General features: G+C 64.0%; 11 protein-coding genes. All 11 read left to right on the plus strand.

Going from position 1 to position 13,372, the window contains the following annotated elements; translation table 11 throughout:
• Positions 1-10: 10 nt before the first annotated feature.
• The 11 genes from leuB (at position 11) to B0G82_RS27170 (ending at position 13,366) form a co-directional block, all read left to right on the plus strand.
• Complete coding sequence (gene leuB, locus B0G82_RS27120; RefSeq protein ID WP_106313336.1) at positions 11-1,078, plus strand: 3-isopropylmalate dehydrogenase; 1,068 nt, start codon at positions 11-13, stop codon at positions 1,076-1,078.
• A gap of 364 nt (positions 1,079-1,442) precedes the next feature.
• Positions 1,443-2,564: an aspartate-semialdehyde dehydrogenase gene (asd, locus tag B0G82_RS27125; RefSeq protein ID WP_121309636.1), complete on the plus strand. Its 1,122-nt coding sequence runs from the start codon at positions 1,443-1,445 to the stop codon at positions 2,562-2,564.
• A 139-nt stretch (positions 2,565-2,703) separates the two neighbouring features.
• Positions 2,704-5,286 (plus strand): FimV/HubP family polar landmark protein, encoded by a 2,583-nt coding sequence (locus B0G82_RS27130; protein ID WP_121309637.1) that lies wholly within the window; start codon positions 2,704-2,706, stop codon positions 5,284-5,286.
• Entirely contained in the window at positions 5,283-6,095 is an 813-nt protein-coding gene (gene truA / locus B0G82_RS27135) for a tRNA pseudouridine(38-40) synthase TruA (protein ID WP_121309638.1), read from the plus strand. The genes B0G82_RS27130 and truA overlap by 4 nt, the downstream gene beginning before the upstream one ends.
• Complete coding sequence (locus B0G82_RS27140; protein WP_121309639.1) at positions 6,092-6,805, plus strand: phosphoribosylanthranilate isomerase; 714 nt, start codon at positions 6,092-6,094, stop codon at positions 6,803-6,805. Before truA ends, B0G82_RS27140 begins: the two co-directional genes overlap by 4 nt.
• Positions 6,806-6,865: 60 nt before the next feature.
• Complete coding sequence (gene trpB, locus B0G82_RS27145) at positions 6,866-8,059, plus strand: tryptophan synthase subunit beta (RefSeq protein ID WP_121309640.1); 1,194 nt, start codon at positions 6,866-6,868, stop codon at positions 8,057-8,059.
• 11 nt (positions 8,060-8,070) lie between these two features.
• On the plus strand, positions 8,071-8,982 hold the full coding sequence (locus B0G82_RS27150) for a site-specific DNA-methyltransferase (RefSeq protein WP_121309641.1): 912 nt from the start codon (positions 8,071-8,073) through the stop codon (positions 8,980-8,982).
• 50 nt (positions 8,983-9,032) lie between these two features.
• Positions 9,033-9,845, plus strand: a complete 813-nt coding sequence (gene trpA / locus B0G82_RS27155; RefSeq protein ID WP_116122646.1) for a tryptophan synthase subunit alpha — start codon at positions 9,033-9,035, stop codon at positions 9,843-9,845.
• A gap of 80 nt (positions 9,846-9,925) precedes the next feature.
• Entirely contained in the window at positions 9,926-10,798 is an 873-nt protein-coding gene (gene accD, locus B0G82_RS27160) for an acetyl-CoA carboxylase, carboxyltransferase subunit beta (RefSeq protein ID WP_012428630.1), read from the plus strand.
• 304 nt (positions 10,799-11,102) lie between these two features.
• Complete coding sequence (gene folC / locus B0G82_RS27165) at positions 11,103-12,413, plus strand: bifunctional tetrahydrofolate synthase/dihydrofolate synthase (RefSeq protein ID WP_121309642.1); 1,311 nt, start codon at positions 11,103-11,105, stop codon at positions 12,411-12,413.
• Between the two features lie 29 nt (positions 12,414-12,442).
• A complete protein-coding gene (locus tag B0G82_RS27170) occupies positions 12,443-13,366 on the plus strand; it encodes an SPOR domain-containing protein (RefSeq protein ID WP_121309643.1) in 924 nt (307 codons plus the stop codon).
• The last annotated feature ends 6 nt before the right edge of the window (positions 13,367-13,372 follow it).

Below are 13,372 nucleotides of genomic sequence, written 5' to 3' on the forward strand. Positions count from 1 at the left end.
AGGAATTCGCATGAAAATCGCAGTGTTGCCGGGCGACGGCATCGGTCCCGAAATCGTCAAGGAAGCCGTCAAGGTTCTGAACGTGCTCGGCGAAAAGTTCGAACTCGAAGAAGCGCCGGTTGGCGGCGCGGGCTACGAAGCGAAGGGCCACCCGCTGCCCGATTCGACACTGGCGTTGGCGAAAGAAGCCGACGCGATCCTGTTCGGCGCGGTCGGCGACTGGAAGTACGACTCGCTCGAACGCGCGCTGCGTCCGGAGCAGGCCATTCTGGGTTTGCGCAAGCACCTGCAACTGTTCGCGAACTTCCGTCCGGCGATCTGCTATCCGCAGCTCACGGGCGCGTCGTCGTTGAAGGAAGAGATCGTTTCCGGCCTCGACATCCTGATCGTGCGCGAACTGAACGGCGACATCTATTTTGGCGCGCCGCGCGGCGTGCGTTCGTCGCCGGACGGGTTGTTCGAAGGCGCGAAGGAAGGCTTCGACACGATGCGTTATTCGGAGCCGGAAGTGCGCCGCATTGCGCACGTCGCGTTTCAGGCGGCGCAAAAGCGCCAGAAGAAGCTGACGAGCGTGGACAAGGCCAATGTGCTCGAAACCTCGCAGTTCTGGCGCGACGTGATGATCGACGTGTCGAAGGAATATGCGGACGTCGAACTGTCGCACATGTACGTCGATAACGCCGCCATGCAGCTGGTGAAGGCGCCGAAGGCGTTCGACGTGGTTGTCACCGGCAACATGTTCGGCGACATTCTCTCCGACGAAGCGGCCATGTTGACGGGTTCGATCGGCATGCTGCCGTCGGCCTCGCTCGACAAGGACAACAAGGGCTTGTACGAGCCGTCGCACGGTTCGGCGCCGGACATCGCCGGCAAGGGCGTCGCGAACCCGCTCGCCACGATTCTGTCGGCGGCCATGATGCTGCGCTATTCGCTCAACAAGGCGGAGCAGGCGGATCGCATCGAAAACGCGGTGAAAAAGGTGCTCGAACAGGGCTATCGTACCGGCGATATTCTCACGCCGGGTTGCAAGCAGGTCGGCACTGTCGCGATGGGCGACGCGGTTGTCGCCGCGCTGTAAGCTCGCAGGCAAGATAAGCGGTCTTCAGGTTCACATACGGCCGTTAAAGCGCGAATCTGCCTCGAAACAGGCCGTTTCGCGCGCAATTCAGACAACAGCGACGCACGGCAACGGCGGACATTGACGTCGCCGGATTCCGGTTTTCGTGTATATTGTGGCGATGGCGCATACAGCTCAAATCTCCTCGATTTCGACACTGCACGGCAAAACGGCCCGTGCGGTTGAGTTCGCCATTACCACCACCAAAACGATTACCCCGAAAACGATCACGAAACGCTGATCGTCCGTCGTGCCCGCTCATCTTCCCCGCGCGGTCACTGCGGGCAAAGATGCGGGGAAGTTTCCATTCGAAGGGTATGAAGTCATGAACGTAGGTCTCGTAGGTTGGCGCGGCATGGTCGGCAGCGTCCTGATGCAACGCATGCAGCAGGAAGGCGATTTCGATCTTATCGAACCGGTGTTTTTCAGCACCAGCAACGCGGGCGGCAACGCGCCGTCGTTCGCCAAAAACGAGACCAAGCTCAAAGATGCAACAAGCATCGACGACCTGAAGAAGTGCGAGGCGATCATCTCGTGCCAGGGCGGCGACTACACGAACGAAGTGTTCCCGAAGCTGCGCGCTGCGGGCTGGAACGGCTACTGGATCGACGCGGCTTCGTCGCTGCGTATGAAGGACGACGCCGTCATCATTCTCGATCCGGTCAACCTCGACGTGATCAAGAACGCGCTGGTCAAGGGCCAGAAGAATTTCATCGGCGGCAACTGCACGGTTAGCCTGATGCTGATGGCGCTCGGCGGCCTGTTCCGCGAAAACCTCGTCGACTGGATGACGGCCATGACGTATCAGGCCGCTTCGGGCGCGGGCGCGCAAAACATGCGCGAACTGCTGCAGCAAATGGGCACGCTGTACGGCGCGGCCAAGGAAGACCTGGCGGATCCGTCGTCGGCGATTCTCGACATCGACCGTCGCGTGCTCGCCGCCATGAACAGCGACCGCATGCCGACTGACAACTTCGGCGTGCCGCTCGCCGGCTCGCTGATTCCGTGGATCGACAAGGATCTCGGCAACGGCATGTCGAAGGAAGAGTGGAAGGGCGGCGCGGAAACCAACAAGATTCTCGGCAAGCCGGCCATGGGCGCGCCAGGTTCGATTCCCGTGGACGGCCTGTGCGTGCGGATCGGCGCCATGCGCTGCCACTCGCAGGCATTGACCATCAAGCTGAATAAGGACGTGCCGCTGGACGAGGTGAACAGCATCCTCGCGTCGGGCAACGACTGGGTCAAGGTCGTACCGAACGAGCGCGAAGCGTCGATGCGCGATCTGTCCCCAGCGGTGGTGACGGGTACGCTGACGGTGCCGGTCGGCCGCGTGCGCAAACTGGCGATGGGCGGCGAATATCTGTCGGCTTTCACGGTCGGCGATCAGCTGTTGTGGGGCGCCGCGGAACCGCTGCGTCGCATGCTTCGCATTGTGCTCGACAAGTAAAGTAAACTACGCGCTCACGACGCGTAGAAAACTCAAGAAGCGTCGCGCTTGCGCGGCGCTTTTTTCATTGTGTGTTCCGATTATCTTGTCTCTTTCCAACCGCAAAAAAGGGCTGCGCGCTGACGCGCCAGGAGTCCCGATGAACCTTCGACTCTCATCCCTTCGGGCTATGTTCAATCTTCAGGGTGCGAGCCGGTTGACGGCCGCCGCCGCTGTGTCCGCTGCGCTTGCGTGCGCTGGCGTGGGCAGCGCGGTCGCTGCGCCGGGCGACGCCGCCGGCGCGCCGGACGCCGCCTCCGTTTCGTATGCGAACGGCGGCCAGGTGACGGTGCGGCCCGGGCAGTCGCTGAACGACGTGGCGATTGCCGTCACGCAGTCGCATGACAAGGCGACGCTCGCGCGCGCCTCGCGCGCGTTATTCGATGCGAACCCGAATGCCTTCATGAGCCACGACCCAAGCCGGTTACGGCTGGGCGCGGTGTTGACGGTGCCGGTTCTGGATGCGTCGGGTGCGCTGGCGGCGTCGGCGGCGGGTGTTGCGGCGGCGCCTGGTTCGGCATCGAATGCGGCACCCAACGCGACAACCAACGCGGCACCGGCGGCCGACGCGGCAAGTGCCGTGGCGCAGGTCAATGCGGCGGCGGCAAGCGCAGCAAGTGCGGCGGCGCGCGCGGCGACGCCGGCCGCTCCCGCTGTTTCGGCGATGGCCAGTGCGGCCACCGAAGCAAGCTCGGCAACGCCGGGTGGCACGGCTGCATCCGCGCCGGTCGCGGGATCGCAGGCGGCGGCATTGCCGGCCAGCGGCACCCATGAGTGGGCCGGCTCGATTCAGCCCTCGGCTAGCGAGGCTGAGGGCGCATCAACGGCGGGCGCCGGAACGACTCCGGCGATGACCGCCGCGCAGCCGGCATCGCAACCACGCGCGCAGGTGTCGAGCTTGCAGCAATTGCTCGCGCTGAAAAATCGCGTGCTGATGGAACTGCAGAAGCACGGCATCGGTGGGACGCCGCCCGCTACGAGCACGGCGTCGTCCGGGGTCGCGCAGCCGCCGGTTGGCGTGTCGTCAGCGGCGACTGTGCCGAGTCATGGCGCGACGCCGGTGGCATCGACGTCGAACGCTGCCGGCATGTCGCAGACGGAGTTGAGCGTGGCGGCGGCGATTGGCGCGGCGCTGGTCGCGCTGCTGACGGCGCTGCGTATGGGGCGGCGGAAGCGAGAACGGGCGGCGGCGGAGGCTGCGTCGGCGGACGGCGATAAGGGGGTGTCCGCGCGGGCAACGGGCTCGCAGGACGCCGCTTCGACGCCCGAGCAGACTCCGGCGCGCGGAGCGTCGGACGTCGGCGCTGATGCGGTCGTTGGAAATGCGGCGGCACAGGCGGCTGCGGAGCGTGAAGCTGCGGAAGGCAACGCGGCGGCGCGTGAAATGGCGGAACGGGTTGCGGCAGAGCGCGACGCGGAGATTCGTCAGGCTGCCGCGCGGGAGGCGGCGGAGAAAGAGGCGGCGGAACGTGTAGTGCAAGAACAAGCCGCGGCAGAGCGGGCCGCGGCGGAACGGGCAGCGGCAGAACAGAGAGCGGCAGAACACGCGGCGGCAGAACATGCAGCGGCGGAGCGGGCGGCAGCGGAGCAGGCTGCGGCTGAAGCTGCAGCGGCAGAGCGCACGGCGGCGGAGCACGCAGAGGTTGAGCGTGCTGCTGCGGAACGCACGGCCGCCGGGCACGGCGAGGCCCAACATACCGCCGCCGAAAGCACGGCGGCCGATCAAGTGCACGCCGAGCACCCAGCCGCAGACCACGCAGCACAAGACCTTCCCGCAGCCCGCAGGGCTTTCCCTTCACCCGACCTCAGCGCGCCCGACCACATCTCACAAGAGCGCGCCGCAACACCCGCATCCGTCGAACCTGAGCAGTTGAATCCAGCCATTGCTCCGTCCGCTCAGAGCGGTGCCAATCCCGAACCCCTCCCAGCGTCCCACCACGACGACTTCGACAGCGCGACCACGGCCGCGAGCCTTGCCGCCGCAGCGGAACTAGGCGCAGAGGCCTTGCCCCTGGCGCCGCTGGAGCCCGTCGACGACGCCTTCTTGCACGTGGAACCCTCCCACCGCCTGCAATGGGATGACGCGCCGGCTGCGCGGCTGGAACCGTCGAGCGAGCCAGAACCGCGAGCGCAACCGCAGTCCGCGCCCGCAGCCGTGCCGACCGAATTCCCGCGCGACGCCGTCGATGCGTTCGGCAGCCTCGACATGCCATTGCCCCCGCGCGTCGAGTCGCCCGCCGATGCCTTGCAAGCGCCCGCCTCACTGTCGAGCCAGCCGGTCGCGTCGCCGGAAACCACGGCACAACAAGCCGTGCCATTGCTCCACCCGGACGACGACACGCCGCATATCGCCGACGAAATCACTGCCGGCACCGCAGGCCACGCGGCCGTCGCGGGCTTGGGCGCGGGTTTTGGCAGCGGTCTGGGTGCGGCCGGCTTCGGCGCGTTGAAGCTCGATTTCGACCTCGAGTTACCGCCGAGCCCGGCCCAGCCGTTGCCGGCGTTTACGCAGAGCGATCTCAGCCGCATCGCCCGCAACAAGCTCGAACTGGCGGCCGAATACATCGAACTCGGCGATCTGTCCGGCGCGCGCGCGCTCATCAACGAAGTGATCGAGGCGAACGATCCGGGTACGCGCACCGAGGCCCGCGCGTTACTCTCGACGCTCGCTCCGTTGTCGTGAAGCGTATTGCTCTAGGCGTGCAGTACGACGGTTCGGCATTCTGTGGCTGGCAGTCGCAACCGCACCGTAACACCGTGCAGGACGAGCTTGAACGGGCACTGCGCGAGTTTGCGCAGACACCGGTGCAAACCGTCGTCGCAGGTCGCACGGATACGGGCGTGCATGGCCTTGGGCAGGTCGTGCACTTCGATACCGAACTGGATCGTGCCGACGTTTCCTGGGTTCGCGGCACCAATTCGTTCCTGCCGAAGACGATCTCGGTGCAGTGGGCCAAGCCGATGCCCGATGAGTTCCACGCGCGTTTTTCCGCGTTCGAGCGGACCTATTACTACGTGCTGTATGTCCATCCGGTGCGCTCGCCGATGCTGACGACACGGGCCGGCTGGGTGCATACGGCGCTCGACGTCGACGCGATGCGGAAGGCCGCCGCTCATCTGCTCGGCGAACACGATTTTTCGGCATTCCGTTCGTCGCAATGCCAGGCGAAAACGCCGGTCAAGCACCTGTATCAGATCGACGTGAAGCAACAGGGCGACTTCGTCCATTTCCGTTTTCGGGCGAACGCGTTCCTGCACCACATGGTGCGCAACCTGATGGGCTGCCTCGTCTACATCGGCGGTGGCCGCCGTCCGGTCGAATGGATGGCCGAGGTGCTCGCGAGCCGCGATCGCGATTTCGCTGCGCCGACCTTCATGCCGGACGGTTTGTATCTGGCGCAGGTGGGCTATCCTGCGCAATTCGCCGTGCCCGCGCCGCACACGGGCAGCGTGCCGTGGAGTACCGTATGGACCGAGCAAGCGCAAACATGAACTCAACCGAAAACCTCGCAAACGAATCCCACGAAGGCGCCCCGCAGCAGGCCGCGCCGCATCGCACGCGCATCAAGCTGTGCGGCCTGTCAAAGCCTGAAGACGTGTTCCACGCGATCGACCTCGGCGCCGATGCAATCGGCCTCGTGTTCTATCCGCCGAGCCCGCGGTCGGTCAGCGTCGCGCAGGCGGTCGAGCTGGTGCACGATGTGCCGCCGTTCGTCTCGGTGGTCGGCTTGTTCGTCAACGCCACGCCGGACTGGATCCGCGAGGTCGTGAGCAACGTCGGACTTACGCTGCTGCAGTTTCATGGCGATGAGACGCCCGAACAGTGCGAATCGCTCGCCGGTGTTGCGGGTTTGCCTTGGTTGCGCGCGTTGCGCGTTGCGGCGGATACTCAGCCGGCCGATTTGGTAAAATCGGCTCTTAGCTATTCAGCAGCCAGCAGCCTTCTGTTCGACACCCATGTCGAAGGATACGGCGGCGGCGGGAAGGTCTTCGATTGGTCACTTATTCCAGCAGAGCTCGCGCGTCGGGCCGTTTTGAGTGGTGGGTTGAGCGCGCAAAACGTCAGTGAAGCGATCCATCGCGTGCGCCCGTACGCGGTCGATGTCTCGAGCGGCATCGAAACGCCGGGCGCCAAGGGCGTGAAAGATCACGCCCGGATGGCGGCATTCGTACGCGCAGTGCGCGTGGCGGACGCCGAATGATTCCGGCGCGGCGGTCGTCTTGCATGAGAACCGCGCGCCACACTGAGAAAAGTGATCACCATGTATAACTTGCCTGACGAAAGAGGCCATTTCGGCCAATTTGGCGGCGTGTTCGTCGCTGAAACGCTGGTCCACGCGCTCGACGAGCTGCGTGCGGCATACGACCAATATAAGCAAGACCCGGAATTCGTCGCCGAATACGAGCGCGAATTGAAGTATTTCGTCGGCCGTCCGTCGCCGATTTATCATGCTCAGCGTTGGAGCGAAATGCTCGGCGGCGCGCAGATTTTCCTCAAGCGCGAAGACCTGAATCACACCGGCGCACACAAGGTCAACAATGTGATCGGCCAGGCGCTGCTCGCCAAGCGCATGGGCAAACCGCGCGTGATCGCGGAAACCGGCGCCGGTCAGCATGGCGTGGCCACGGCGACCATCGCCGCGCGTTTCGGCATGGAATGCGTCGTCTATATGGGCGCTGAGGACGTGCGCCGCCAGGCGGCCAACGTGTACCGCATGAAACTGCTCGGCGCGACCGTCGTGCCGGTTGAATCCGGCTCGCGGACCCTGAAGGACGCGTTGAACGAAGCCATGCGCGACTGGGTCACCAACGTCGAAAACACGTTTTACATCATCGGCACGGTGGCGGGACCGCATCCTTATCCGATGATGGTGCGCGACTTTCAGCGCGTGATTGGCGACGAATGCAAGGTGCAGATGCCTGAGCTGGTCGGTCGTCAGCCGGACGCGGTGATTGCGTGCGTTGGCGGCGGTTCGAACGCCATGGGCATCTTTTATCCGTACATTGACGACACTTCGGTGAAACTGATTGGCGTCGAAGCAGCGGGCGACGGCATCGAATCCGGCCGCCACGCTGCGTCGCTGATCGGCGGAAGCCCCGGTGTACTGCACGGCAACCGCACCTATCTGCTTCAGGACGAGAACGGCCAGATCATCGAGACGCATTCGGTGTCGGCGGGCTTGGATTATCCGGGCGTCGGCCCCGAGCACGCGTGGCTAAAAGACAGCAAACGCGCTGAATATGTCGGCATCACCGACGAAGAAGCGCTCAAGGCGTTCCACGATTGCTGCCGGATCGAAGGCATCATTCCGGCATTGGAATCCAGCCACGCGCTGGCCTATGCCGCGAAACTCGCGCCGACGCTGTCGAAGGACAAGTACCTTCTGGTCAATCTGTCGGGCCGCGGCGACAAGGACATGCATACGGTCGCCGAGCGATCGGGCATTCAGTTCTGAGCGCCGCGACGATGCGTGACGAGTTCGACGAGCCGCAGCCGGCCATTGAAACCACGGAAACGCCGGCCGCCGATAGTCCGGCGGCCGGGGCGTCTGCATTGCTGTTGCCGCAGGTGCCTGCCGGCATCCAGCTGTTGAACCGCGATTTTCTGACCGATGTTGCGAACATTCCCGACGGATCGATCGATCTGATCGTATGTGATCCGCCCTACGGGCTCGGCAAGGATTATGGCAACGACTCCGACATGCGCACGGGCGAAGATTTTCTCGCCTGGACACGTGGCTGGCTCGAATTGGCTATTCCGAAGCTCAAACCGTCAGGTTCGCTGTACATTTTCTGCACCTGGCAGTACGCGCCGGAAATCTTCAGCTTCCTGAAGACAAAACTCACGATGATCAATGAAATCATCTGGGACCGGCGTGTGCCGAGCATGGGCGGAACGGTGCGCCGGTTCACTTCCGTGCACGACAACATCGGCTTTTTCGCGGTGTCGAAGGATTACTTCTTCGATCTCGATCCCGTCCGCATCCCGTACGATGCCGCTACGAAGAAGGCGCGTTCGCGCAAATTGTTCGAAGGCAGCAAGTGGCTCGAGGTTGGCTATAATCCAAAAGATGTCTGGTCGGTCTCGCGGCTGCATCGGCAACATGCCGAGCGCGTCGCGCATCCCACCCAGAAGCCTCTGGAAATTGTCGAGCGGATGGTGCTGGCAAGTTGTCCGAAGGGCGGGCGCGTGCTCGATCCTTTCATGGGCAGCGGCACCACCGCAGTCGCTTGCGCCCGTCAGCAGCGCGAATTCGTCGGCTATGAAATCAATGAGAGTTACTGCGCGATTGCGCGCGAACGCGTCAGCGCGGCTGCCAATCCGCCTGTAGCGCGTCGGGTCAAAGCCAAAACTCAACGGCAGACCGAAGTGCAATGAGCGACGTGCCATCAGCACGCCGCGCAGTAGCCCAAATCCGAGAATATTCCATGTCCCGTATCAAGAACACGTTTGCTGCGCTGTCCGCCCAGGGTAAGAAAGGCCTGATCCCGTTCATGACGGCCGGCGACCCGGATCCCGCTCGCACCGTCGAATTCATGCATGCGCTCGCTGCCGGCGGCGCGGATGTGATCGAGCTCGGCGTGCCGTTTTCCGACCCAATGGCCGACGGTCCGGTGATTCAGCAGTCGTCGGAACGGGCGTTGGCCCAAGGTGTGTCGTTGCGCACTGTGATCGCCGACGTGAAACGCTTCCGCGAGACCAACGACACCACGCCCGTCGTGCTGATGGGTTACGCCAATCCGATCGAACGCATGGGTACCGAAACCTTCGCGAAGACGGCGAAGGACGCCGGCGTAGACGGCGTACTGGTTGTCGATTATCCGCCCGAAGAGTGTGCTAACTTCGCTGAACAGATGCGATCTGCCGGCATCGATCCGATTTTCTTGTTGGCGCCCACGTCGACCGACGAGCGTATCGCGGAAGTCGGCAAGATTGCCAGCGGCTACGTCTATTATGTGTCGTTAACAGGCGTGACCGGAGCGGCAAATCTGGACGTTTCCAGCATCGCGAGTAAAATCCCGGGCATCAAGTCGCGCGTTCCCCTGCCGGTGGGCGTCGGTTTCGGCATCCGCGACGCGCAAACCGCGCGTTCGGTGGCCGAAGTGTCCGATGCCGTCGTGATCGGCAGCCGCATCGTGCAACTGCTCGAACAGGCCGCGCCCGAAGCCGCTGCCGAGACGTTGACGCGTTTCGTCGCCGAAGTGCGCGAGGCGCTGGATAGCGTCGCGACTGCCCGATAACAGTTATTTTTGTCTTCTGCAGTGTGAGCGGCGGGCTTGTCCCGCCGTTTGCGCGATCGTAGACCCGAGAAGGATTCACTATGAGCTGGCTCGACAAGCTGCTGCCGCCGAAAATCAAACAAACCGACCCGAAAAACCGCAAGGGGATTCCGGAAGGGTTGTGGATCAAGTGCCCGTCGTGTGAAGCGGTGCTATACCGTAACGACGTCGAGGCCAATCTGCATGTTTGCCCGAAGTGCGACCATCACATGCGCATCGGCGCGCGTGAGCGGCTCGACGGCCTGCTCGATCCGGAAGGTCGTTATGAGATCGGCCAGGAAATCGTTCCGGTCGACGCGCTCAAGTTCAAAGACAGCCGCAAGTATCCGGACCGCCTGAAAGAGGCGATGGACGACACCGACGAAACCGACGCGATGGTCGTCATGGGCGGCGCGATCCATACGCTGCCGGTGGTGGTGGCCTGCTTCGAGTTCTCGTTCATGGGCGGCTCGATGGGCTCGGTGGTCGGCGAGCGCTTCGCGCGCGGCGCGCAGAACGCACTCGAACAGAAAGTGCCGTTCATCTGCTTTACCGCTTCGGGCGGCGCGCGCATGCAGGAAAGCCTGCTGTCGCTGATGCAGATGGCCAAGACCACGGCCATGCTCACCAAGCTGGCTGAAGCCAAGCTGCCGTTCATCTCCGTGCTGACCGACCCGACCATGGGCGGCGTGTCGGCCAGTTTCGCGTTCCTCGGCGACGTGGTGATCGCGGAGCCGAAGGCGCTGATCGGCTTTGCCGGTCCGCGCGTGATCGAACAAACCGTGCGTGAGAAGCTGCCGGAAGGCTTCCAGCGCGCCGAGTTCCTGCTGACCAAGGGCGCGATCGACATGATCGTCGACCGTCGCAAGCTGCGTGAAGAGCTTGCTCAACTGATGGCGCTGCTGAGTCATCAACCGGCTGACGCAGTCGCGTAAGCAGGCTCCGCCGTGAACCGTCGTCGCGCTTTCTCGAGCGCGGCGGCCGTTAGAAAAGCAGTAAAAAATAGCGCGCCGCGTGAGTGATCAAGCGGCGCGCTGTCATTTCCGGGATAATCACGGTCTCGCAACGCGGCGAGGGTTGCTGACGGTGCGGCCAGCGCAGGTGTGCGTGGTTTGCGCGCATAAAGTGGCGCCCGCCGGGACGAGACTCTGACCGCAGCCGCAGCCGCAGCCGCAGCCGCCCGCTTCGCTCCGCGCCCATTCGCAACACTGCCTAATCGATTTACTCGCGATTCGCCCGATGACCACATTCCCCACCCTCGACGCGTGGCTCACGCACCTTGAATCCGCGCATCCGGTCGGCATCGACATGGGGCTGGCCCGCATCAGCCAGGTGCGCGACGCGATGCAACTGTCGTTCGCGTGTCCGGTCATCACCGTCGGCGGCACGAACGGCAAGGGTTCCACGTGCGCGATCCTCGAATCGATTCTGCTGCGCGCCGGATTCACGGTTGGCTGTCACACCTCGCCGCATCTGCTCACGTTCAACGAGCGCGCGCGGGTCAACGGCGAAATGGCAAGCGACGCCGATCTGCTGCCGCACTTCGAAATCGTCGAAGCCGCGCGCTTGAGCCTCGCCGAACCGGTCACGCTGACCTACTTTGAATTCACGACGCTGGCGATCATGAGTCTGTTCGCTTCGCGCGGACTGGACGCGGTGATTTTCGAAGTCGGCCTGGGCGGTCGCCTCGACGCGGTCAATATCCTCGACACGGATTGCGCGATCATCACCAGCATCGATATCGATCACACGGAATATCTCGGCGACACGCGCGAGAAAATCGGCTTCGAAAAAGCCGGTATTTTCCGTCCGGGCAAGCCGGCGATCTGCGCGGACCCGGTGCCGCCGCAATCGCTGATCGATCAGGCGGAGAAAATCGGCGCCGAATTGTGGTTGTTCGGCCGCGATTTCCGCTATGAAGGCCAGGCCGGCAGCGAGCGCCAGCAATGGAGTTACGTCGGCCCGACCATGCGGCGCTCGGCATTGGCTTATCCGGCACTGCGCGGCGCGAACCAGTTGATCAACACGTCGGCGGCGCTGGCCGGGCTCGAAGCGCTCCGTGACCGTCTGCCGGTTTCGGCGCAAGACATCCGCCTCGGCCTTGCCAACGTGGAACTGCCGGGACGTTTCCAGGTGCTGCCGGGCAAGCCGGCCGTCGTTCTGGATGTCGGCCACAATCCGCACGCGGCCGCGGTGTTGACGCAAAATCTCGGCAACATGGGTTTTTTCCCGTACACCTACGCGGTGTTCGGCGCGATGCGCGACAAGGACATTGCCGGCGTGCTGGCGCACCTGAAAGGCGAAATCGATCACTGGTGCGTCACCGATTTGCCGACACCACGGGCGGCGTCAGCGGAAGAACTCGAAGCGGCCTTGCGCGAGCAGGGCGTGGAACAGGGAGTCGACAGCAGCGTGACGCGTTACGCCACGCCGGCAGAGGCTTTCCAAGACGCGCTAAAACGAGCGTCAGAGAATGATAGAATCGTGGTTTTCGGCAGTTTCTATACGGTAGCAGGCGTGATGGCCTACCGTAAATCGCAGCAACACTGAACGGGCGCCAGGCTCGAACCAAGCGATTCATGGGAATTTTCTCGTTCGGCAAGAAAGACGACGTGCCCACCCGGCGCGGCGCAAACACCAGTTCCTCCCGGGCCGCCCGTGGCGAGCGCGTGGAGCGGCGAACCCGCCGCACGGAGCGCACCTTAGACGCCGATGCGATGCTGCTCGACCCTACGCTGCCGGAAAAGCAGCGTGCGCGTCGCCGGCTCGTCGGCGCGATCGCGATGGTCGTGGCGGCGGTCGTCATCCTGCCCATGGTGCTGGACTCGCACCCTAAGCCCGTCACAGACGACATCTCCATCGACATTCCCAGCCGTCCTGCGCCGAAGCTCGCTAAAGCTCAGGAAGACACGCAGGCCGGCGTAGCGCCGGATAATCCTGCAACGCCAGACGCGGCACTCGCCGCATCCGGTCTTGCGCCGGCAACGGCAGCAAGGCAAGGCCAGTCCGGCACCACGATGCAAGCGAGCACGGAGACGAACGCAGCGGCGTCCGCAACCAAGCCGGCACCGAAGCCGCAAGCACCGTCCGTGGCGGCGAACACTACGCCGGCGGCGCCCGCAACGCCTGCCAAACCAGCGGCCAAACCGCCGGTCACGCATAACGCCGCGACCGCGCCGGCTGTTCAAGCTCCAAGTTCCGACAACTCGAACACGGCCGCCAGCGCGGACGCGAATTCCGGCACGCCGGCGTCGCCGGCGGGCAGCCGTTTCGCCGTCCAACTCGGCGCCTTCGCGAACGACGCCAACGCACGCAATTGGGCGGCCAAGTTGAAAGCGGCCGGTGTGCCCGCATATACCGAACATCGCAAGCAGGCTGACGGCTCCACGCTCACGTTGCTGCGAGCCGGCCCGTTCGCCGACCGCGCAGCAGCGAGCGCGGCCATTGCAAAGGTTCGCGAGGTCGGCTTGACGTCGGGCGCGAACAGCGGCACCGCACAGTAAGCGAGC

Origin of the sequence: Paraburkholderia sp. BL17N1 (assembly GCF_003634175.1) — a bacterium.
Taxonomy (GTDB): Bacteria; Pseudomonadota; Gammaproteobacteria; order Burkholderiales; family Burkholderiaceae; genus Paraburkholderia.

Bases quoted from the DNA above. Each gene is read 5' to 3' on its own strand.
- leuB (WP_106313336.1), top strand. From the start codon at position 11: ATGAAAATCGCAGTGTTGCCGGGCGACGGCATCGGTCCCGAAATCGTC.
- asd (WP_121309636.1), top strand. From the start codon at position 1,443: ATGAACGTAGGTCTCGTAGGTTGGCGCGGCATGGTCGGCAGCGTCCTG.
- B0G82_RS27130 (WP_121309637.1), top strand. From the start codon at position 2,704: ATGAACCTTCGACTCTCATCCCTTCGGGCTATGTTCAATCTTCAGGGT.
- B0G82_RS27140 (WP_121309639.1), top strand. From the start codon at position 6,092: ATGAACTCAACCGAAAACCTCGCAAACGAATCCCACGAAGGCGCCCCG.
- trpB (WP_121309640.1), top strand. From the start codon at position 6,866: ATGTATAACTTGCCTGACGAAAGAGGCCATTTCGGCCAATTTGGCGGC.
- B0G82_RS27150 (WP_121309641.1), top strand. From the start codon at position 8,071: ATGCGTGACGAGTTCGACGAGCCGCAGCCGGCCATTGAAACCACGGAA.
- trpA (WP_116122646.1), top strand. From the start codon at position 9,033: ATGTCCCGTATCAAGAACACGTTTGCTGCGCTGTCCGCCCAGGGTAAG.
- accD (WP_012428630.1), top strand. From the start codon at position 9,926: ATGAGCTGGCTCGACAAGCTGCTGCCGCCGAAAATCAAACAAACCGAC.
- folC (WP_121309642.1), top strand. From the start codon at position 11,103: ATGACCACATTCCCCACCCTCGACGCGTGGCTCACGCACCTTGAATCC.
- B0G82_RS27170 (WP_121309643.1), top strand. From the start codon at position 12,443: ATGGGAATTTTCTCGTTCGGCAAGAAAGACGACGTGCCCACCCGGCGC.